At 72.9% G+C, this 21274-nt stretch carries 21 protein-coding genes; 10 read left to right on the top strand and 11 right to left on the bottom strand.

Translation table 11 applies throughout. The annotated features are described in order from the left end of the window. Positions 1-3 precede the first annotated feature (3 nt). Together aroH and FR742_RS21375 are read left to right on the top strand one after the other, a co-directional pair. Complete coding sequence (gene aroH, locus FR742_RS21380) at positions 4-363, top strand: chorismate mutase (RefSeq protein WP_148032581.1); 360 nt, start codon at positions 4-6, stop codon at positions 361-363. Positions 364-415: 52 nt separating this feature from the next. After that, positions 416-1498 carry a prephenate dehydrogenase gene (locus FR742_RS21375; RefSeq protein ID WP_148032580.1) on the top strand — a complete coding sequence of 361 codons (1083 nt, stop codon included), beginning with the start codon at positions 416-418 and terminating at the stop codon, positions 1496-1498. A gap of 45 nt (positions 1499-1543) precedes the next feature. Here the strand turns inward: FR742_RS21375 and FR742_RS21370 are convergent, their stop codons facing one another. Both FR742_RS21370 and FR742_RS21365 read right to left on the bottom strand, forming a co-directional pair. Beyond that, positions 1544-1738 carry a DUF2795 domain-containing protein gene (locus FR742_RS21370; protein WP_148032579.1) on the bottom strand — a complete coding sequence of 65 codons (195 nt, stop codon included), beginning with the start codon at positions 1736-1738 and terminating at the stop codon, positions 1544-1546. Between the two features lie 20 nt (positions 1739-1758). Next, a complete protein-coding gene (locus FR742_RS21365; protein ID WP_261808654.1) occupies positions 1759-2607 on the bottom strand; it encodes a glycosyltransferase family 2 protein in 849 nt (282 codons plus the stop codon). A 105-nt stretch (positions 2608-2712) separates the two neighbouring features. On the opposite strand from FR742_RS21365, the gene FR742_RS21360 reads away from it, so the two are divergent. From FR742_RS21360 to aspS, 5 genes are all read left to right on the top strand, one after another. Next, complete coding sequence (locus tag FR742_RS21360) at positions 2713-3339, top strand: TetR/AcrR family transcriptional regulator (protein ID WP_148032578.1); 627 nt, start codon at positions 2713-2715, stop codon at positions 3337-3339. Next, positions 3336-4697 (top strand): carotenoid oxygenase family protein, encoded by a 1362-nt coding sequence (locus FR742_RS21355; RefSeq protein WP_148032577.1) that lies wholly within the window; start codon positions 3336-3338, stop codon positions 4695-4697. Before FR742_RS21360 ends, FR742_RS21355 begins: the two co-directional genes overlap by 4 nt. A 70-nt stretch (positions 4698-4767) precedes the next feature. Continuing rightward, the gene (gene cmk / locus FR742_RS21350; RefSeq protein ID WP_261808653.1) at positions 4768-5424 is read left to right on the top strand and encodes a (d)CMP kinase; all 657 of its coding nucleotides are present in this window, start codon (positions 4768-4770) and stop codon (positions 5422-5424) included. 30 nt (positions 5425-5454) lie between these two features. Further along, entirely contained in the window at positions 5455-6849 is a 1395-nt protein-coding gene (gene der / locus FR742_RS21345) for a ribosome biogenesis GTPase Der (protein WP_148032576.1), read from the top strand. Between the two features lie 261 nt (positions 6850-7110). Continuing rightward, positions 7111-8373 carry an aspartate--tRNA(Asn) ligase gene (gene aspS / locus FR742_RS21340; protein ID WP_148032575.1) on the top strand — a complete coding sequence of 421 codons (1263 nt, stop codon included), beginning with the start codon at positions 7111-7113 and terminating at the stop codon, positions 8371-8373. Positions 8374-8410: 37 nt separating this feature from the next. Here aspS and FR742_RS21335 read toward each other — a convergent pair whose 3' ends face one another. The 7 genes from FR742_RS21335 to FR742_RS21305 all read right to left on the bottom strand — a co-directional run bounded on the left by FR742_RS21335 (position 8411) and on the right by FR742_RS21305 (position 15594). After that, on the bottom strand, positions 8411-9736 hold the full coding sequence (locus FR742_RS21335; RefSeq protein WP_148032574.1) for a lipopolysaccharide biosynthesis protein: 1326 nt from the start codon (positions 9734-9736) through the stop codon (positions 8411-8413). After that, a complete protein-coding gene (locus tag FR742_RS21330) occupies positions 9726-10994 on the bottom strand; it encodes a DegT/DnrJ/EryC1/StrS family aminotransferase (protein WP_148032573.1) in 1269 nt (422 codons plus the stop codon). Before FR742_RS21330 ends, FR742_RS21335 begins: the two co-directional genes overlap by 11 nt. Before the next feature lie 79 nt (positions 10995-11073). Next, entirely contained in the window at positions 11074-12162 is a 1089-nt protein-coding gene (locus tag FR742_RS21325) for a GNAT family N-acetyltransferase (RefSeq protein WP_261808652.1), read from the bottom strand. A 67-nt stretch (positions 12163-12229) separates the two neighbouring features. Beyond that, the gene (locus tag FR742_RS21320; protein WP_148032572.1) at positions 12230-13759 is read right to left on the bottom strand and encodes an MFS transporter; all 1530 of its coding nucleotides are present in this window, start codon (positions 13757-13759) and stop codon (positions 12230-12232) included. Continuing rightward, the gene (locus FR742_RS21315; protein WP_148032571.1) at positions 13756-14406 is read right to left on the bottom strand and encodes an LppX_LprAFG lipoprotein; all 651 of its coding nucleotides are present in this window, start codon (positions 14404-14406) and stop codon (positions 13756-13758) included. The genes FR742_RS21320 and FR742_RS21315 overlap by 4 nt, the downstream gene beginning before the upstream one ends. 59 nt (positions 14407-14465) lie before the next feature. Further along, positions 14466-14924, bottom strand: coding sequence for a MarR family winged helix-turn-helix transcriptional regulator (locus FR742_RS21310; protein ID WP_148032570.1), 459 nt, complete (start codon positions 14922-14924; stop codon positions 14466-14468). A gap of 70 nt (positions 14925-14994) precedes the next feature. Then, positions 14995-15594, bottom strand: coding sequence for a 4'-phosphopantetheinyl transferase superfamily protein (locus FR742_RS21305; protein WP_261808651.1), 600 nt, complete (start codon positions 15592-15594; stop codon positions 14995-14997). Positions 15595-15704: 110 nt separating this feature from the next. Here FR742_RS21305 and FR742_RS21300 point away from each other — a divergent pair, with 110 nt between their 5' ends. Beyond that, positions 15705-17108, top strand: coding sequence for an FAD-binding oxidoreductase (locus tag FR742_RS21300; protein ID WP_148032569.1), 1404 nt, complete (start codon positions 15705-15707; stop codon positions 17106-17108). On the opposite strand, the gene FR742_RS21295 is transcribed toward FR742_RS21300, so the two are convergent. Together FR742_RS21295 and FR742_RS21290 are read right to left on the bottom strand one after the other, a co-directional pair. Then, entirely contained in the window at positions 17089-18618 is a 1530-nt protein-coding gene (locus FR742_RS21295; RefSeq protein WP_148032568.1) for an alpha/beta hydrolase, read from the bottom strand. The two genes, FR742_RS21300 and FR742_RS21295, sit on opposite strands and share 20 nt — an antisense overlap. Before the next feature lie 93 nt (positions 18619-18711). Continuing rightward, a complete protein-coding gene (locus FR742_RS21290; protein ID WP_148032567.1) occupies positions 18712-20106 on the bottom strand; it encodes an aminopeptidase P family protein in 1395 nt (464 codons plus the stop codon). Between the two features lie 123 nt (positions 20107-20229). Here FR742_RS21290 and FR742_RS21285 point away from each other — a divergent pair, with 123 nt between their 5' ends. Beyond that, positions 20230-20658: a CBS domain-containing protein gene (locus FR742_RS21285; protein ID WP_148032566.1), complete on the top strand. Its 429-nt coding sequence runs from the start codon at positions 20230-20232 to the stop codon at positions 20656-20658. Positions 20659-20679: 21 nt separating this feature from the next. Continuing rightward, positions 20680-21270 (top strand): hypothetical protein, encoded by a 591-nt coding sequence (locus FR742_RS21280; protein WP_148032565.1) that lies wholly within the window; start codon positions 20680-20682, stop codon positions 21268-21270. The last annotated feature ends 4 nt before the right edge of the window (positions 21271-21274 follow it).

Raw genomic sequence — 21274 nt, 5'->3', positions numbered from 1 at the left:
CGCATGGTGCGGGCGATCCGCGGCGCGATCCAGGTGGACGCCGACGACCGTAACTCGATCATCGAGGGGACGACCGAGCTGGTCGCCCAGGTCATGGAGCGCAACGAGCTCACCACGGACGACGTGATCAGTGTGCTGTTCACCGCCACTCCCGACCTGACGGCGGAGTTCCCGGCGCTGGCGGCGCGCAAGCTGGGGTTCCACGAGGTGCCGCTGATCTGCTGCACCGAGATCGGCGTGCCGGGTGCGCTGCCCAGGGTGGTGCGGCTCATGGCGCATGTCGAGACCGATCGGCCCCGCTCGGCGATCCAGCATGTGTATCTGCGCGGCGCCGTCGCGCTCCGTCAGGACATCGCCCAATAAATCGCCCAATAATCTGCCCGTACGACTCCCGTACCGAAATCAGGACAACGACATGGCCTCCGAACTCCGCACCGTGCTGGTTGTGGGCACCGGTCTCATCGGCACCTCGCTGGCGCTCGCGCTGCGCAAGCACGAGGTGCGCGTGCTGCTCGCCGACCGAGACCAGGGGGCCGTGCGGCTCGCGCGCGAGCTCGGCGCCGGTGAGGAGTGGCGGCCCGGCGAGAGCGCCGACCTGGCGGTGATCGCGGTGCCGCCCGGTTACGTCGCCACCGAGCTGCGGCGGCTGCAGGAGGGCGGCGCGGCGCGGTTCTTCACCGACGTGGCCAGCGTCAAGGCGGAGCCGATCGACCGGGCGCGCGAGCTGGGCTGTGACCTGTCCGCGTACGTGGCCTCGCACCCGCTGGCGGGCCGTGAGCGGTCCGGGCCGGGCGCGGCCAGGGCCGACCTGTTCCTGGGGCGGCCGTGGGCGTTCTGTCCCACGCCCGAGGCGTCCGCGGAGGCGACGGCGGCGGTGCTGCGGCTGATCGAGCTGTGCGGCGCGAACGCGGTCGAGGTCGACGCGGCCGAGCACGACCGGGCGGTCGCGGTGATCTCGCACGCCCCGCACGTCGCGGCCTCGGCGGTGGCGGCTCGCTTGGCCGACGCCTCCGATGTGGCGCTCGGCCTGGCCGGTCAGGGGGTGCGCGACGTGACCAGGATCGCCGGCGGTGATCCCGGCCTGTGGCTGGGCATCCTGTCCGGCAACTCGGCCCCGGTCGCCGAGGTGCTGGAGGCGGTCTCCCGTGACCTGGCGGAGGCGGCGTCGGCGCTGCGGGCGCTGTCCGGGGGCGACGGCACCGCGTCCGGCGAGCTGACCCAGCTGCTCAAGCGCGGGGTCGTGGGCCACGGGCGGATCCCGGGCAAGCACGGCGGCCCGGCTTCCGCGTACGCCGTCGTCCAGGTCGTCATCGGTGACAGTCCGGGCCAGCTGGCGCGGCTGTTCCAGGTGTGCGACGAGGTCGGGGTCAACGTCGAGGACGTCCGCCTGGAGCACGCTCCCGGCCTGCCCCTGGGCGTGGCCGAGCTGTCGGTGCAGCCCGACGCGGCCGGCTCGCTGAGCCAGGCCCTGCGCGAGCGCGGCTGGCAGGTGCCGTAGCGGCATGGTGAAGGGTCCCGGCGTGGTGCCGGGACCCTAGGTGGTTCAGCGCCGGGTGATCGCTTGGCTGACGGCGTTGGGGCCGTCGTACTCGCGGTCGGGCATGGCTTCCAGGGCGCGCATCGTGTCCTGGTCGGCGCCGTGTTTGCGGGCGGCCTCCAGCAGGTCGGCCTTGGAGGCCGGGTAGTCGACACCCTTGAGGTGCTTCTGCAGCTGGATCGGGTTCGGTGCTGTAGTCATAACCCATTGCTACCCAAAAGTCACAGATTGTAACGATCAAGCGCCTTTCGTGCTCGTTCGACCTCCGGCGGCAGTGCCTCGCGCCGGGCCAGGGCGCGGCGGATCCGGGGGAGGGCGTCGAGCAGGCCGCGCCGGCCCGCCCTGCCTTGACGCAGGGCGTCCAGCGACCGCCGGGCCACCACCGGCCACGGACGGCGCAGCACGGCCGTCAGCAGCGCGTTGCGCGCCGCCAGGGCCTGCCGGGCCGCAGGGTCGCGGGGAGGCGTCGGGTGGTGGTGCGCCACCACGTCGTCGGCGTAGGCGAGACCCCAGCCGCGCGCGGCCAGGTCCAGCGCCAGCCGCTCCTCCTCGCCGAAGAAGAACACCACGTCGTCGAAGCCGCCGGCCTCCAGGAAGGCGTCCCTGCGCACCACCGCGCCGCACGCCAGGAAGCCGAGCACGCTCGGGCCGGGCAGGTCGGCGGCGACCCCCAGCGGCGAGCGGCGCATCTCCTCGCTGACCGGGTCGAGCCGCTCCTCGGGCCCCACCAGCAGGCGCGCGCCGAGCACGGCCAGGCGCGGGTGGGCGTCGAAGAGCCCGGCCGCCCGCTCCAGCGCCCCGGGCGCCCACCACGAGTCGTCGTCGGCGAAGGCCACGTACGGGGTCCGCGCCAGCCGCACGCCCACGTTGCGGGCGGGCGCGCCGAGGTTGCGGCCGTTCTCCACGACCTGGACGTGCGGGTGGTGGCGGCGGACGAACCCGGCGGTGCCGTCGGTGGAACCGTTGTCCACCAAGATCACCGGGCCGCGATGGCGGGGGAGCGAGCGCTGCAGCGTGCGCAGGCGGTCGCGGGTCACCACCACCACCGTCACCTTGCTGTCAGCTCTCACGCACGGCTTCTCACCCGAGGGAGTCCGCTCATGCCTTGACGGGCCGGGGAAGCCGGGATAGAAAGACGGTAACAGCGTTACCGAGAAGAAACGGCGTTACCGAACATGAGCGTGACCGCGTACCAGCAGGCCCAGCAGGAGGGGCAGGGCGTCGTGCGGGCTGTGATCCTCGACGCCGCCAAGAGCCTGCTGATCGGCGAGGGGCCCGCGGCGCTGACCGTGCGGCGCATCGCCGGCGAGGCCGGCTGTTCCACCAAGGTCATCTACACGCTGTTCGGCGGCAAGGACGGGCTCTGCCGGGCGCTCTGGCTGGAGGGTTTCGCCCGGTTCGAGCGGCGGCTGCTGGAGGTGCCCCACGACGACGACCCGCTGGAGCGGCTGCGGGCCGGCGTCGCCGCCTACCGGGAGTACGCGCTGGAGGAGCCGGAGTACTACCGGCTGATGTTTCAGGGCGCCCTGTCCGGCTACATCCCCGACGAGGCGGCCAGGGATGCCGCCCGGCGGACGTTCCGCCTGCTCGTGGGCGGCGTGCGGCGCTGCCTCGACGAGGGGCGGCTGCGCGGCGGCGGCGCCGCGGAGATCGCCGACGTGCTCTGGATGGCCATGCACGGCGCGGTGAGCCTGGAGCTCTCCGGCTTCTTCGACCGGGCCGAGGCCGGGCACCGCTACCGGCTGCTGTGGACCTCGGTGCTGCATCCCTTCCTCGTTCCAGACGAGAGGACCACCCCATGACGTCCCACCCGTACCGCGACGGCTTCGCCCCCGTCACCGAGGAGATCACCGCCTACGACCTGGAGGTGACCGGCCGGATCCCAGCCGAGCTGAACGGCCGCTACCTGCGCAACGGCCCCAACCCGCTGAGCCTGGACGACCCGTCCGCCTCCCACCTGTTCCTCGGCGAAGGCATGATCCACGGCGTGCGGCTGCGCGACGGCCGCGCCGAGTGGTACCGCAACCGGTGGGTGCGCAACGCCGCCGTGGCCCGGCGGCTCGGCGAGGAGCCGCGCTCCACGCTCACCCACGAGGGCATGGACTTCGCCCCCAACACCCACGTGCTCGGCATCGCCGGGCGCACCCTGGCCACCGTCGAGGCCGGGGCGCTCCCGTACGAGATGAGCTACGAGCTCGACACCATCGGCCCGTGCGACTTCGACGGCGGCCTGCCCGGCGGGTTCGCCGCCCACACCCACCTCGACCCGGCCACCGGCGAGCTGCACGCCATGGCGTACTTCTTCGGCTGGGACCACCACCAGCACATCGTGCTCGACGACAAGGGCACGGTCGTGCGGACCAGGGACATCCCGATCGCCGACGCGCCCATGCTGCACGACTTCGCGCTCACCGAGAAGTACGTGGTCATCTACGACCTGCCGGTCACCTTCAGCATGGCCCACGCCGAGCAGGGCGCCTCGCTGCCGTACGCGTGGAACCCCGGCCACGCCTCAAGGGTCGGCCTGCTGTCACGGGCGACCGGCGAGGTGAGCTGGGTGGAGGTGCCGCCGTGCTGGGTCTTCCACACGCTCAACGCCTACGACGACGGCGACCAGGTGGTGGTCGACCTGGTGCGTTACCCGCAGCGGTTCGTCGACGCCCGGCTCGACCTGGGCGGCACGCCGACGCTCGACCGCTGGCGTGTCGACCCGGTCGCCGGCACCTTCACCGAGACGCGGCTGGACGACAGGGCGCAGGAGTTCCCGCGCATGGACGAGCGGCTGACCGGCAGGCCCTACCGCTACGGCTACACGGCGGCCGCCCGCGACCTGATCGACGTGGTCTATCCCGACGACACCGAGCTGGAGGACCTGCCCGACGAGGCGTTCGACAACACGCTGATCAAGCACGACCTGGCGGCGGGCACGCAGCAGGCCCGCCAGTTCGGGCGCGGCGCGTACGTGGGCGAGCCGGTGTTCGTGCCGTCGGGCGACGCGGAGGACGACGGGTACGTGCTCACCTTCGTCAACAACCCGGACAGAGGCGCGGCCGACCTGGTGATCCTGCCGGCGCAGGATTTCACCGGCGACCCGGTGGCCACCGTCCACCTGCCGGTCAGGGTTCCGCTGGGCTTCCACGGGAGCTGGGTCGCCGACTGACCGGCTCGTCGCGGTGGCGCGAGACGGTAACCTCGTGAGGTTGGGTCAGCACACGTGAAGAGGGAGAGCCGTGGCCGGTCTGGTCGTCGCCATGGACGGCCCTTCGGGGTCGGGCAAGTCGAGCGCGTCGCGCGGGGTGGCCCGCGCGCTGGGTCTGCGCTACCTGGACACCGGAGCGCAATACCGGGCGATGACCTGGTGGATCCTCCGGCAGGGCGTCGACCTCGCCGACTCCGCCACGATCGCGGCCCGCTGCGGCGAGCCCGAGATCGTCTCCGGCACCGACCCCGACAGCCCCGCCATCCACGTCGGCGCCGTCGACGTGGCGGGGCCGATCCGGGAGGACGAGGTCACCTCGGCGGTCTCCGCCGTGGCGGCGGTGCCCGAGGTGCGGGCCAGGCTCGTCGCCCTCCAGCGGGAGATCATCGGCGCCGGCGACATCGTGGTCGAGGGCCGCGACATCGGCACCGTCGTCGCCCCCGACGCCCCCGTCAAGATCTACCTGACGGCCAGCCCCGAGGCCCGCGCCCAGCGCCGGTCGGCGGAGCTGGCCGGCACCACGGCGGAGGCGCAGCAGGCGGCCCTGGCCAGGCGCGACACCCTCGACTCGACACGCAAGACGGATCCACTCTCGATGGCGGATGGCGCCGTCGAGCTCGACACCACCGCGCTCAACCTCGACGAGGTGATCGCGGAGGTGTTGAGACTGGTCAAGGAGCGCACCTGAGCGGTGCGGGACTCATAAGGATGAGACACCATGTCTACGGGGGATTGGGTCGAGGCTGAGCTCGACGATCTCGAGGTTTCCGGCGACGTCGGCGATAGCACGCCGCTGCCGGTCGTGGCCATCGTCGGGCGGCCGAACGTCGGCAAGTCCACGCTGGTCAACCGCATCATCGGCCGCCGGGAGGCGGTCGTGGAGGACGTGCCGGGGGTGACCCGCGACCGGGTGACCTACGAGGCCAACTGGCGCGGCCGCCGCTTCACCGTGGTCGACACCGGCGGGTGGGACCCTGACGCCACCGGCATGGGCCTGCGCATCGCCGAGCAGGCGCAGGTCGCGACCGAGCTGGCCGACGTGATCGTGTTCGTGGTCGACGCGACCGTGGGCGCCACCGACGCCGACGAGATCGTCGGCTCCGTGCTGCGCCAGTCGGGCAAGCCGGTGATCCTGGCCGCCAACAAGGTCGACAACCAGCAGGTCGAGCTGGAGGCCGCCGCGCTGTGGTCGCTCGGCCTCGGCGAGCCCTACCCCGTCTCCGCGCTGCACGGCCGCGCCAGCGGCGACCTGCTCGACGTGGTGCTCGACGCGCTGCCCGAGACCCCGCGCGAGCGCTTCGCCGACGAGCGCGGCCCCTACCGGGTGGCGCTGCTCGGCAAGCCCAACGTCGGCAAGTCCTCCCTGCTCAACAAGCTGGCGGGGGAGGAGCGGGTGCTGGTCGACCCGATGGCCGGCACCACCCGCGACCCCGTCGACGAGCTGATCGAGCTGGGCGGCCGCACCTGGCGGTTCGTCGACACGGCCGGCATCCGGCGGCGCGACCGCGAGCTGCAGGGCGCCGACTTCTACGCCGCCATGCGCACCCGCTCCGCGCTGGAGCGCTCGGAGGTGGCGGTCGTGCTCATCGACGCCAGCGAGCCCCTCACCGAGCAGGACCTGCGCATCATCGGCCTGGTGATCGAGTCCGGCCGGGCCATGGTGGTCGCGTTCAACAAGTGGGACCTCGTCGACGAGGACCGCCGCTACTACCTGGAGAAGGAGATCGACCGGCAGCTCGTCCGCACCCCGTGGGCGCTGCGGGTCAACATCTCCGCCAAGACCGGCCGCCACGTCGACCGGCTGGTGCCGGCCCTGGAGCGGGCGCTGGAGTCCTGGGCGACCCGGGTGCCGACGTCCCGGCTGAACGCGTTCCTGACCGAGCTGGTGCAGCAGACGCCGCCCCCGGTGCGCGGCGGCAAGCAGCCGAAGATCCTGTTCGCCACACAGGCGTCGATCGAGCCGCCCAAGTTCGTCCTGTTCACCTCCGGCTGGCTGGAAGACACCTACCGGCGCTTCATCGAGCGGCGGCTGCGCGAGGAGTTCGGCTTCGCCGGCTCGCCGATCGAGGTCACGATGAAGATCAGGGAGAAGCGCCAGAAAAGGGATCGCTGATACCATCGTCGGCAACGCGTCGACGGAGACGAGTAGCCGGGGTCCACGCGGGCCGAGAGAGCCGCCGGTGCTGTGAAGGCGGCCCCGCGCCCCCGGTGAAGACACTCCTGAGTGCGGGGAGGAAATGCCTCGCCGGCCTGACCCCCGTCACAGGGTCCGAGAGGCCGCCCGTTCCCGGGCGGCGAAAGTGCGGTGGCACCGGGAGCTCCCTTCTCCCCCGCACTCCCAAGGGGTCATACACCTTCCTCATCAGGAGCTGTCATGATCTCTCGTGTCCTGTCCGCCGAGCTCGCCGAGCACGCCGGGCAACGAGTGACGATCGCCGGCTGGGTCCATCGCCGCCGGCTGCTGAAATCCGTGTCCTTCCTCGTCGTCAGGGACCGCTCAGGGCTGGCCCAGGCGGTCACCGCGGGCGACCTGCCCGCCGAGGAGAGCGTCGTCCAGGTCACCGGCAGGGTGACCGTCAACCCGCAGGCGCCGGGCGGCGCCGAGCTGACCGAGCCGGAGATCGAGCTGCTGTCACGGCCGGCCGAGCCTCCGCCGTTCGACCTGTTCAGGCCCGTGGTGGCGGCGACGCTGCCGACGGTGCTCGACCACGCGCCCGCCGCCCTGCGCCATCCGGCGCTGCGGGCGCCGCTGGAGATCTCGGCCGCGAGCGTGGCGGGGTTCCGCGCCGCGCTGGACCGGCTCGGGTTCACCGAGGTGCACACCCCGAAGATCGTCGCGTCGGCCACCGAGTCCGGCGCGAACGTCTTCGGCATCGACTACTTCGGCCGGCCCGCCTACCTCGCCCAGTCGCCGCAGTTCTACAAGCAGGCGATGGTGGGCGTGTTCGAGCGGGTGTACGAAGTGGGGCCGGTCTTCCGGGCCGAGCCGCACGACACCGTACGCCACCTGGCCCAGTACACCAGCCTCGACGCCGAGCTGGGCTTCGTCCGCGACCACCGGGACGTGATGGCGGTGCTGCGCGAGGCCGTGGCGGGCATGCTGGAGTCGGTACGCGAGCGCGCCGCCCCGGCCGTGGCCCTGCTCGGCGCCGAGCTGCCGGGGGTGCCCGACGAGATCCCGGCGATCCACTTCACCGAGGCGCAGCGGATGACGGGCGAGGACGAGCCCGACCTCTCACCCGCCCAGGAGCGGTGGCTGTCGGAGTGGGCGCTGAAGGAGCACGGCTCGGAGTTCCTGTTCGTCACCGGCTACCCGATGGCCAAACGGCCCTTCTACACCCATCCCGACCCCGGCAGGCCCGGCTACTCCAACGGCTTCGACCTGCTCTTCCGCGGGCTGGAGCTGGTGACCGGCGGACAGCGGCTGCACCGCCATCAGGACTACCTGGACGCGCTGGCCGCCCGCGGTGAGAGCGCGGAGCCGTACGAGGGATATCTGCGGACGTTCGCGTACGGGATGCCCCCGCACGGCGGGTTCGCCATCGGGCTGGAGCGGTGGACGGCGCGCCTGACGGGCGCGGCGAACATCCGCCAGGTCACCGCGTTCCCGCGCGACCTGCACCGCCTCACGCCGTAGCGGCCCGGCCCGCCGTCCGGGCTCCCCGGACGGCGGGTCAGCCGGTACGGGGGAGCGCCAGCACCTTGCGCAGGCCGGGCAGCACGCACAGCCCGGTCACCGTCTGGCTGATCAGCAGGGCGTAGCCGACGCCGGTGACGCCCGCCACCGGGAACAGCGCGATCACGGTGGCGAACACCAGCAGCGTCATGCCGATCTGCACGGTGGCCAGCTTCCTGGCCTCGCTGCGGGCCCGCAGCGTGCCGAGCCGGATCTCCACCAGCGCCATCGGCAGCACCCCGACGGCCATCAGCCGCAGCAGCGGCGTGCCGGCCTCGGCCAGCTCGGGCCCGAACACCCGCAGGATCAGCGGCGCCCCGGCCACCACGACGGCCACCACCGGCCCGACGATCAGGAAGGTGCGGCGCAGCGCGTCGCGGGTGCTCCGCGCCAGCCGCCCGGCGTCGAGAGAGCCCTCGACGGTCAGCGAGACCGCCATGTTGGCCGCCAGCAGCCCCATCATGCAGCCGAGCGTGTGGGCGATCGAGAAGTAGCCGAACAGCTCGGCGTCGTTGAGCCAGGCGCCCACCATGACCGGCACCAGGTAGAGCACGAGCAGCGTGGACAGGGTGCCGGAGAAGTCGCCGGCCACGAACCGGCCGATCTCCCGCAGCCGCGGCGGGGTGGCGTTCGCGCCGGTGCGGGCCACGTGCCGGGGCACCGCCACCTTGAAGATCAGCAAGGTGACCGGGATGAGGGCGAGCGCCGTGGGCACCATCCACGAGACGAAGATCCCGCCGTACAGCCCGCCCACCGGCAGGGCCCCGGCCAGCACGACCAGCAGCACCATCTTGGCCAGCCCGAACACCGTGCTGTTGACCGGCACCCAGACGGCCTGCCGGAGCCCGGCGAGCACCACGTCCTGCAAGGTGAAGATCGTCCACACCAGCACCGACGCCAGGAACACCACCGCGGGCACGAACCCGGCCAGCTCCCCGTAGGCGGGCCCCCACAACGGCAGCGTCAGCAGGAACCCGAGCGCCGCCAGCACCGCCGTGATGCCGGCCACCCCGTAGCCGCGCAGCACCAGCCCGCCCGTGCCGCGCCCCGACACCGGGATGAACCGGGCCATCACCCCCACGAACGCCAGCCCGACGAGCGAGGAGAACAGCCGCATCGCCGTGATCATGAGCTGGCCCTGGCCGAACGCGGCCGGGTCGTACAGCCGCACGGCCAGGAACCAGTAGCCCAGCCCGAGCAGCGCCGTGACCGCGGTGTTGACCATGAGGGCGTAGCCCTGGAGGAAGAGCGGGTCGCGCAGGTCGGTGCGGAGCCGGGCGACCAGCCCGGTCCGGCGCGGGACCGCCCCTGTGTCACTCGTCATCAGGAGGCGGTCCTTCCAGCGGCGGCCGGACACCCAGCCGCTCCAGCAACGGGATCAGGCGACCGGCGTCGAGCGGGTCGGCGGGCAGCACGTGCCCCGTCCACCAGCGCGCGACACCGGGCGTGGGACCGGTGGGGAACAGCCGGTCGGCATCGAGCCGGTCGGCGGTGGGGATCGGGCGGTCGCCGTCGAGCGGGTCGGCGGGGGGAATCGAGGGGTGGGCATCGAGCGGGTCGGCGGGCAGGATCGTGGTCAGGTAGTCGTCGAGGGGCGGGTCGTACACGAAGCCCGGCACCACGCCGTGCGACTCCAGCGCGGCCACCACCCGGTCGCGGTCGGCCACGAGCAGCGGGACCCGCAGCAGCGGCCGCACCGGCGCGTCCGTCACCCCCGGCGCGGCCCACGGGGTGGCGCGCAGCGCCGCGACCCCGGCCAGCCTGCGCTCCCGCTCGCGCCCGATGGCGCGGATCCGGGAACGGTGCAGGCGCAGCAGGGCGCGGCCGGGGCGCATCCGCCAGTCGTCCAGGTCGATGCGGAGCCACGGGTCCATCGCGTCCAGGTCGCCCGCCGCCTTGGCCACCTCGCCGGCGGTGGTCGGGTAGCGATGGCCGGTCCACGTCATGAGGCCGAGCCGCTTGAGCGCGTGCCACACCGGCCGCACCAGCCCGGTCCGGTAGACCGCCTCCCGCAGCAGCGGCCGCAGCACGGCCGACACCTGGGCCCGCGCCGGGCCGGGCAGCAGCAGCTCCTCGCGGGCCGCGGCCAGCTCCCGCAGCGCGGCCGGATCGGCGGCCGTCAGGAAGCCGCCGGACATCGCCCGCCCGTGCTTGGCCAGGCTGAACACCCCGGCCTCGCCCCACAGCCCGGCCGGCCGGCCGTCGGCCTCCGTCTGGAAGGCGTGCGCGGCGTCGTCCACCAGCACCAGCCCGTGCCGGTCGCACGCGGCGCGCAGCCGGGCCACCCGGTCCGGCACCCCGTACAGATGCGTGGTGAGCACGCCCGCCAGCCCGGACCAGTCGACCCGGTCGACGTCGATGTTGCCGTCACGGGCCGAGACCGGCGCCATCACCGGCGTCAGCCCCGCGGCCAGCGCGACGAAGAGCACGGTCTCGCAGTTCGTCGGCGCGATCAGCACCCGGTCGCCGGGCCGGAACCAGTGGCGCAGCGCCAGCAGCAGCCCGAACCGGGCCGACGGCACGTGCAGGCAGCCCTGCCCGAGCCGCTCGCCCATCCGGGCCTCCAGCTCGGTCGCCCTCATGACGCCGTCCGGCGCGGGTCGCGGGTCCGGCCGGCCTCCACGACGCGACCCCGCGCTCGCCGGAGCCGGCCGGGGGACCTCACGAGGTCACCCGGCGCTTGCCGTAGCTCTTCAGCACCCGGTCGGCCAGCCGGTACAGCGCGGGCGTGCCGAGGACGGCCCGGCGGGCCAGCCGCACCGGCTCGGTGCGCGCCCAGTGGACGCCCGCCCGCGCCGTCCGCCGCCGCACCACGCCCTCGGCCACCGGAACGGTCCTGCTGGCGAGCGCGTCCTTGTACTCGTAGCCGGCGCCCACGCTCAGGTCGATCGCGTCCAGCCCGGCCTCCGCCGCCGCCTCGGCCATCCGCAGATGCTGGATCAGCCCGGGGGAGTATTTGGCGAACTCCGGATCGTACGCGGGGAACCAGCCGACCAGCGTCGAGCGGCTGCGCAGCCCGAAGTGGCCGGCGACCGGCGTGCCGTCCGCGTACAGCATCGACAGCACGCCGCCGAAGTCCTTGGAGTCGATGGCGTGCAGCCGCTCCACCAGCTCCACCACCCACGGCCGGGCGAACCGGTCGGCGCGGCCGCTGCGCGCGTACTGCCCCGACTTCCACGTGCGCAGCAGCCGGAACTGCTCGACGTCGCCGGGGCTCACCGCGAACGTGGACGTCACCTCGCCCGCGTCGCGGCCGAGCTTGCGCTCCTTGTACTGGGTGGTCTTGAGGAACTTCGGCGACCGTTCGCGCAGCCCTTTCAGATAGGCCTGGTAGCCCTCGGTCAGATCGAGCACGACCGCGTCCTGCGTCAGGGTCACGTACGGGGCGAACCACGGCTGGTCCCGCACCAGGCAGCCGAACTCCCACACGTGCAGCCCGCACGCCCGCAGCAGCCTGCCCGCCTCGAACACGGCGCCCGGCCGGTGCACCACCCCCTGGCACAGCGACACCCACGCGCCGACGGCAGCCCCGACGCCGGAACGTTCCTCGTACGGGAGGAATCCGGCGATGCCGTCACCGTCGCGGATCACCGCGACCCGGACCCGGTCGCTGACCTCGCCCATCACCAGGGCGAAATCAGGGCTCAGGAACGGGTTGTCCAGATGCGGTTGCTCCCGTTGCATCTCCCGCCAGGCGTCGATCTCCGACGTCCCCAGTTCGCGCGGACGCAGAACACCGATCTCATACACGCTCGCCCCCTGCTTCTCGATGTGAGGAGGAACAGCGTAGTCCCGGTCGATGCTCCAGGAGTGGGAGTTATACGAGCGTTGAGCGTGTTGTGGAGCGACGCGGCATGAACCACGCCAGCGCCGCGCCGAGCAGGCAGATGAACGCCGTCACGAGGAACATCTCGGTGTACTCGACGTGCAGCGCGCCCCGCACCCCGGCGGTGTACTCGGCGAGCCGCCGGGCGTACTCGGCGGGTTCGACGCCGAACGGCACCGGCGTGTCGAGGTGCGCGGTCAGCGACTGGAAGCGGTAGAAACCCCAGGCCGAGACGGCGGCGATGCCGATCAGCATGCCCATCATCCTGGCCACCACGACCGCCGCCGACGCCACGCCGTGCTGCGCCGGCCGGGTCACCCGCAGCGCCGCCGCCGACACCGGCGCGATCACCAGGCCCACGCCCAGGCCCGCCACCACCAGCGTGGCGTCCATCATCAGCCGGGCGTCCGCCAGCTCCAGCGGCCATCGGCTCATCAGCCCGTAGCCGGCGGCGGCCACCAGCAGGCCCGCCGCGGTGACCACGCGGCCGCCGGACCGCCGCGTCAGCAGCCCGCCCAGCAGCGCCCCCACCGGCAGCGCGATCAGGAACCGGCCCAGCACCAGCGCCGCCTCCAGCGCCTCCAGGCCGAGCAGTGTCTGGGCGGTGAACTGCACGAACACCATCGTCACCAGCAGCGCCGCCCCGGTCAGGAAGCTCACGCCCAGCGTGGACAGCAGCGGGCCCTTCGGCACGCCCGTGAGGTCGAGCAACCGTACGGGCGAGCGGATCTCCCACCAGACGAACGCCGCCCCCACCAGCGTGCCCGCCCCGATCAACGGCGGGCCCCAGGCGGGCAGCACGGCCGCGGCCGGGTCCGGGTTGTACAACCCCACCACCAGCAGCCCCAGCGCCAGCGCGAGTAACCCGCCCCCGACCCAGTCCACCCGCACCTTCACGGGAACCTCAGGCGGCACGCCCGCGCCGCTCCCGGCGGGGATGCCCCACTGGACGGCGAGTGCGGCGGCGAGCGCCAGGGGGAGGTTGATCCAGAAGATGGCGTGCCAGTCGCCCAGCTCCACTCCGAGCACCGCGAAGCTCGGGATCAGCGCCAGCACCCCGCCGTACACGGGCCCGAGCGCGCTGCCGAGCTCCTGGGCCGCGCCGACCGCTCCCAGCGCCACCGGCCGCTCGCGCTCGCCCCACAGGTCGCCGATGAGCGCCATCGTGATGGGCAGCAGCGCCCCTCCGGCGATCCCCTGGACGGTCCGGCCCGACACCACCATGATCTCGGACGACGCCAGCGCCGTCAGCACCGAGCCGGCCGCGAACGCCGCCAGGCAGGCGTGGATCAGCGGCCGTCTGCCGTAGCGGTCGGACAGCTGCCCGAGCAGCGGCATCGCCGCCACGTAGCCGAGCAGGAAGCCCGTCACCACGGGCGTGGCCCGCTCCAGCCGGTTCAGCGGGATGCCCAGGTCGGTGGCGATGTCGATGAGGACGGTCACCACGACGTACGCGTCGAGCGCGGCCAGCAGCACCACCGCGCCGCCGACGCCGAGCGCGACCCGGCGCGCGCGCCTCATCCGGCCGACGGGGGCGGCGTGATCGTCACCGGCGCGTCGTAGTCGGCCAGCGTCACGCTCACGCTGCCGCCCTGCAGCGGCAGCTCGACCTTGGTGAGCCTGCTTGTGGCCTTGTCGACCCAGACCGTGCCGTTGACGGGCTGGGTGACCCCCGGCACGAGCGTGCCGAGCGTCTGCTCGGAGAACCCGGTCGCCACTCGGTAGGCGCCGCCCTCCTCGGCCTGGACCAGCGGGTCGGAGGCGGATTCGAGCAACTGGGCGATGCCCTTGGCGGGGTCGAGGATCAGCGAGGGATCGTACAGCTGGGCCAGCTCCCGCCGGGTGAGCTTCTGGAAGCCGCCGGTCGGGCCCTTGAAGTGGACGGTGTCGCCGATCAGCGCGAACGTGATCTCCTGGAGGCTGCCGAACACCTCCAGGGTGATGGTGCCGTCGGCGTCGCCCTGCGCCGTCAGCCGGCCGTCGGCCTTCTTGACCGGGACGTTCGGCTTGCCGTCCGTGGCGATCGAGAACGCCGCCGACTTCACCGACCGCATGGCCGCCGCGGCCTTCTTCATCAGGTCGGACCCCGCGGGCAGCTCCTCGCCACCGCCGGACGAGCAGGCCGTGAGACCCGCGACGAGGAGGACGAGGAGCAGCTTTCTCAGCATGAAGCGGATCGTAGCGAGCGGTGGCGCGCGCCGCGCGCGCCGCCGGTATCGGTTGGGTGTCAGCGCAGCTTCTTCAGATGCTCCACGATCGGCGCGAAGGCCCCCTCCAGCTCGCCGAGCTGGTCGTCGGTCAGCCGGTCGACGAAGTGTTCGCGGACGCCGGAGACGTGGACGGGCGCCACCCGCTGGATGGTGTCCCAGCCCTCGTCGGTCAGCACCGCGAAGGTGCCGCGCCGGTCGTCGCGGCAGTCCTCGCGGACGACCAGCCCCTTGGCCTCCATCCGGGAGATCTGGTGGGAGAGGCGGCTGCGGGACTGGATCGTCGCGTCGGCCAGATCGCTCATGCGCATCCGCCGGCCAGGGCTCTCCGAGAGGTTGACCAGGATCTCGTAGTCGTTCAGCGACAGCGCGTGTTCCTGCAGCTCCCGGTCCAGGCGGTGCATGAGGAGCTTGTGCAGCGCCAGGTGGGTTCGCCAGGCACGCTGCTCAGCGGGGGAAAGCCAGCGAGGCGCGCTCATGATCTCCTATCCGGGACACGTCCGGCGGCCGGCCACGACGGTGGCGCCGCCTGTGGGACTCGTATCAAGGTTAACCGGGGATGGCGGCTCTCCTGGCAGGGGTGTCGGTGATGGCGGCCACCAGGATGTCCGGCTCCGCCCGCCACTCCAGCAGATGCCGGCCCGCCCAGTCGCCCTCACGGGCGGACAGCTCGTCGAGGGTCAGCTCGCCCCGCTTGATCAGCGCCTCCTTGCGCGCCCACACCCGGATCAGGTCCTCGTTGCCGCCGGCCTCCTTCCGCTCGCGGGGAGTGAGCGCCATCCCGGCGAGCATGCGGTCGAGCGGGCCGGGCGGCACCCGCTCGGCGTCGACGCCGACGCGGCCGTGGCCGGCGGCGGCGCACACGTAGCCGCGCGTGTGGCTCAGGCTGACGCCCACCGCCGGGGCCTCCTCCAGGTACGGCCTGCCGTGGCCGGGGCCGTGCACGTGGCAGACCTGGGCCAGCGTGAGCCGGTGCGGTGCGACGCCGAGGAGCTCGGCCGCGCAGAGGCGGACCAGCAGGTGGGCGGCGACGAAGGCGTGGCGGTCGGCCTCGTGCCGGAACCGCGCGGCCCGCTCCCGTTCGGCGGAGGTCAGCAACGTCACCGGGGCGTCCACCTCGTCAGGCCGACCGCCCATCACCAGCGCCATGTCCGCAACGTACACCGTGACCCGGATTTGCCCATCCGCCAACCAACCACAAATCCGGCGAAACCTACGATTAATTGAGGTTCGCCTATAGCGCGCCCTGGGAGTGCGACATGGTTCAGCTCATCAGAAGCGGGCTCGAAGGACTGCGCGAGAGATGCGCCGGGCGTGTGGTCTCCCCGAAGGACGACGGCTACGAGAGCATGCGGAAGATCTGGAACGGCGCCGTCGACCGCCACCCCGGCGTGATCGTCCGGTGCGGCGGGCCCGACGACGCTGAGGCGGCCGTCGCCTACGCCCGGCAGGAGGACCTGGAGATCTCCGTGCGCGGCGGCGGCCACGGCTTCGGCGGCCTGGCCGTGACCGACGGCGGAGTCATGCTCGACCTCAGCGCGCTGCGGCAGATCGAGGTCGACGCCGCCAGCCGGTGGGCGTCCTGCGGGGGCGGTGCGACCTGGGCCGATCTCGACGCGGCCACCCACGTGTACGGGCTGGCCACGCCCGGCGGCACGATCAGCCACACCGGCGTCGGCGGGCTGACGCTCGGCGGCGGCTTCGGCTGGCTGAGCCACGACCACGGGCTGACCGTGGACAACCTGGAGTCGGCCGACGTCGTGCTCGCCGACGGGCGGCAGGTGCACGCCTCCGCCCGCGAGCATCCCGACCTGTTCTGGGCGCTGCGAGGCGGCGGCGGCAACTTCGGCGTCGTCACCTCCTTCGCCTTCCGGCTGCACCCGGTCGGGCCCGAGGTGCAGGTGGGGGTCCTGTTCTGGGAGGCGGAGCGGGGCCCCGAGGCGATCGAGACGATCGACCAGGCCGTGCGGAGCCTGCCGGAACACGTCGGCGTGCTGATCGCCTTCGGGATGAGCGCGCCGCCCGCCCCGTTCGTCCCCGAGGAGCACCGCCTGCGGCAGGGGCACGCGCTCATCGTGGCCGGGTTCGGCTCGCCCCGGCATCACGCCTCGGTGCTGGAGCCGATCACGCGGGCGCTGCCGCCGCTGTTCTCGTTCGCCGCGCCGATGTCGTACCCGCAGCTCCAGTCGCTGCTGGACGACACCGTGCCGTGGGGGACGCCCGCCTACGAGAAGGCGCTCGACCTGCCGTCGCTCGGGACGGACATGATCGCCACGCTCTGCGAGCAGGCGGCGCTCAAGGGGTCGCCGATGTCGTTCATACCGGCGTTCCGCCTCGACGGCGCCTTCAGCTCGATCCCGGACGACGCCACCGCCTTCGGCGGCAGCCGCGAGCCGCACTACACGCTGTCCGTCATGGCGCTCACACCCACGGCGGACGCCCTGGAACAGGAGCGGACGTGGGCCCGCGACGCCTGGTCGGCGCTGCTCCCGTACTCCCGGGGCACCGGCGCGTACGTGAACTTCCTCACCGACCAGGACGAGGACCGCGTGCGGGCTTCCTACGGCGAGGAGAAGTACGCCCGGCTGGCCGCGATCAAGGCCGAGTACGACCCCGACAACGTCTTCCGCCTCAACCAGAACATCAGGCCCGCCACCGGCTGAGGAGATAGCCCGGGGTGCCGGGGAACGGAGTGTCCGGCGGCGCGTCGCGCAGGGTGGCCGTGCCCTCCGACGGCGGCACCGCCGGGCAGCGGGCACCCTCGGCCGGGATCTCCAGATCGACCAGGTAGCGGTCGAAGACCGCCGTCGCGCAGTCGCCCATGCCGTACACGCCGTGCCCCCAGCCCTCGTAGGTGAGCAGCCGGGCCTCGCGCCCGATCTGCCGCGCGGCGGCGGTGGCCCACTCGTAGGCGGTGGCCGGGTCGTGCAGGGCGTTGGCGAGCAGCAGCGGCGGCGTGCCGTCGACGCGCAGCCGGTGCTGCGGGTTCGGGATCGGCGCCCGCGTGCCGGCGCAGGCCGCCAGCATGCCGTGCGCGTTCGGGCTGATCAGCATGTCCGGCGCGATCTTCGCCGACCGGCGCAGGTGGGCGGCGTACTCGCGGTGGTCGCGCACCGGCAGCAGATAGTCGAGACAGAAGACCCGCGACGCGTCGTTGACCGTCTCCTCCTGCGGGGCGGCCGCCAGGAGCCGCTCGGCGGGCCCGCCGGTCTCCAGCGCCACCAGGAACCGGGCCAGTTGGGCGAAGGCCGGCCCGTAGAACGCGCCGAACACCTGGTTGATCAGGATCGTCCTGGTGAACCGGACGCCGGGCTCGCCGGGGAAGGGCAGCTCGCCCCGCTCGGCCCGCTCCAGCAGCCCCGCCCAGACGGCCCGCACGTCCCTGCCGTGCAGCGCGCAGGACTCCGTCCGCCCGCACCAGGAGACGAACTCGTCGAAGGAGTCCTGCGCCGCCCGCGACTCGGTGTCGAGGAAGGCGCGGGTGCGCAGGCTGTGGTCCATGTTGCTGTCCAGCGCCAGCGCCCGCACCCGGTGCGGGTAGCGCTCGGCGTAGAGCTGGGTGATCAGCGTCCCGTACGAGAGGCCGTAGGCGGTGAGCTTCCGGTCGCCGAGCGCGGCGCGCAGCGCGTCGAGGTCCCGCACGACGCTGCCGGTGTCGACGTGGTCGAAGAGCGGCCCGGTGCGGGCCCGGCAGTCCTGCCGGTAGCGCTCGTTGTGGGCCAGGAGCGCCTCGAAGCCCGCCCGGTTGCCGACGGTGAGCGGGTCGGGCGCCCGCAGGGCCAGCTCCAGCGAGCACCGGATGGGATGGCTGCGGCGCACCCCGCGCGGGTCGTAGCTGACCACGTCGAACCTGCTGGTCAGCTCGGCGGTGAAGGCGATCCGGTTCGTGATCACGGCGTCCACCCCTGAGCCGCCGGGACCGCCCGGATTGATCACCAGCGAGCCGGCGCGGGCACCCGGACCGGTGGCCTTGCGGCGGGCCAGCGCCAGGTCCAGCGTCGGCCCGCCGGGGTCGTCCCAGTCGACGGGCACGGTCAGCGTGCCGCACTCGACCTCCGGCGCTTCGGGACAGGGGGTCCACGCGATCCCGCCCGAGGCGCCGGCCGGTAAGACGGGCACGAGGGGGAGGACCGCGGCGATGACGAGGCTGAGGATCAGGACAGATCTTCGCATGACGCGTCCAATCGTCGGGTGGACCCGATCGTCGGACGGGCCCGCCGGCGGCGCCATCGACCCTGAGTACGGTCTTCGCGTCGTCCTCAGGTATCAGCCGAGCAGGACCGACATCCAGCTCTCCACCTCGTCAGGGTGGCGGGGGAGCGCCGCCGACATCAGCCGCGCCCCGTCGGCCGTGATGACCAGGTCGTCCTCGATGCGGACGCCCAGCCCTCGGAACTCCTCCGGCAGGGTGAGGTCGTCCGGCTGGAGGTAGAGGCCGGGCTCCACGGTCAGCACCTGGCCCTCCTCCAGCACGCCGTCCAGATACGTCTCCGCCCGCGCCCTGGCGCAGTCGTGCACGTCCAGGCCCAGCATGTGGCCGCTGCTGCAGAGCGTGTAACGGCGGTAGAGCCCGGTCTCCATGAGCGCGTCGGGGGAGTCCTTCAGCAGGCCCCACTCGTGCAGGCCCTCACAGATGACGCGCATGGCCGTCAGGTGGAACTCGCGGAACCGGACGCCCGGCCGCAGCGCCGCGATCGCGGCCGACTGCGCCTCGTAGACCAGCTCGTACACCTGCCGCTGCACCGGCCCGAACCGGCCCGAGAGCGGCAGCGTGCGGGTGACGTCGGCGGTGTAGAGGGTGTCGGTCTCCACGCCGGCGTCCAGCAGCAGCATGTCGCCCGGGTCGAGACGTCCGTCGTTGCGGATCCAGTGGAGCACGCACGCGTGCGCGCCGGAGGCCACGATGCTCTCGTAGCCGACCGCGTTGCCCTCCAGCCGCGAGCGCAGCCCGAACACGCCCTCCAGGTAGCGTTCGCCGCGCGGGTGGCCGAGCGCCTGCGGGAGTGCCCGCACCACGTCCTCGAAGCCGCGCACGGTCGCGTCCACCGCGGCCTGCAGCTCGCCGATCTCCCACTCGTCCTTGACCAGCCGCGCCTCCGCCAGGAAGCTCTCCAGCTCGGCGTCGCCGCCGCCGGGCTCCACGGCCTCGTCCACCGCCGGGTCCACGCCGCGCAGCACCCGCGCGGGTCCCTTCAGATCCAGCTCGCGCGGGTGCGCGCAGTCGATCTGGTAGAGCTCCGCCGCCTCCGCCAGGTCGGGCCTGCGGCCCACCCAGAACTCGCCGTAACGGCGGTCCCGGTAGAACTCCTGGCCCTCCTCGCGAGGGGAGCGCGGCCGCGTGTAGAGGGTCGCCTCACCGGACGGCTCGATCACGAGCACGTCACCGGGCTCGCCCGCGCCCGTCAGGTACGAGAAGGCGCTGTGCGGGCGGAACCGGTAGTCGCTGTCGTTGCTGCGCACCTTGAGCGTGCCCGACGGCACGACCAGCCGTTCCCCGGGGAACCGGCTCGCCAGAGCCGCCCGCCGCTTGGCCGCCCACGGGGCGACGGGCAGCGCGCGCACGCCGGTCCGCCGCGTGTCCGCCCAGCCCGTCCGCATGAACGCGGCCAGCTCCTCGGAGATCGGCAGGTCGTGGCTCCCGGTGTTGAGAGGCTCGGTCACAGCGGCTCCAACAGTGGTATTTCATATGGCAAGTACGGTCAGCTTACGGGAGTCCTTGACGGCCTCCCACCCCCTTGCTTGCCTGTAACCACGACGGGGTAACTCCTAGCCGAGGTGGTACGGATGCTGATCAGCACGATCTTGCACGGCAAGGGAAGCGACGTGACGACGGTGGCGCCCGACGCGACCGTCCGTGAGTTGCTGGCCCGGCTGGCCGAGCACAACATCGGCGCCGTCGTCGTGTCCGCCGACGGCGTCACCATCGACGGGATCGTCTCCGAGCGCGACGTGGTGCGCCGGCTGCACGATCGCGGCGCGGGCATCCTCGGCGAGCCGGTCTCGTCGATCATGACCGCCGAGGTGCGCACCGTCGCCCCGGGCGACCGGGTCGACGAGCTGCGCAAGACCATGACCACCCACCGCGTGCGGCACATGCCGGTGGTCGAGGACGGCCGCCTGGCCGGCATCGTCAGCATCGGCGACGTGGTCAAGAACACCATCGAGGAGCTGGAGACGGAGAAGGCCTCACTGGTGGACTACCTCCACCGCTGACGCGGGTGGGACGCTGTCCAGGTGATGTACCGCCCCCCGCCTGACTACCCGCGCGCGTCGAGCAGCCCGACGATCATCCTGCTCGTCGCCGGGCTGACCGGGGTGCTGGGCTTCCTGATCGGCTTCCTCACCGGGCTCGGGTCAGGAGAGCTGGCGGCGGCCCCCGCTCCCCGGGTCACCGTGACGGTCGAGGGACAGCTCGACCCCGACGCGCAGCCCACCGACCCCGTCCCGTCCGACGCCGTCCCGTCCGACCCCGCCGCGTCCGATCCTGCCGCGTCGCCTCCGGCCGCCGACCCGTCCGCGTCGGCCCCCGTCACCTCGGACCCGTCCGCCGGCCCCCCGGACGACCCCGTCACGTCGAACCCCGGCGATCCGCTCGCGTCGATGCGCACCCTCGTCGTCGGCGTCGACATCCAGCCCGGCACCTACCGCACCACCGGCCCCGCGGGCGGCACGGGCCAGTGCTACTGGGCCCGCATGAACAGCACCACCGGCGACATCGGGGACGTCATCGACGCCGGCATGCCCTCAGGCCCGGCCACCGTCACCATCGCCGCCACCGACAAGAGCTTCCAGACGGCCGGCTGCGCCGAATGGACCAGGGCCTGACGGA

Source organism: Nonomuraea sp. C10 (genome assembly GCF_008017515.1).
Classification (GTDB): domain Bacteria; phylum Actinomycetota; class Actinomycetes; order Streptosporangiales; family Streptosporangiaceae; genus Nonomuraea; species Nonomuraea ferruginea.
The sequence above is the reverse complement of the archived record's forward strand: the minus strand, read 5'-3'. Positions and strand labels throughout refer to the sequence as shown.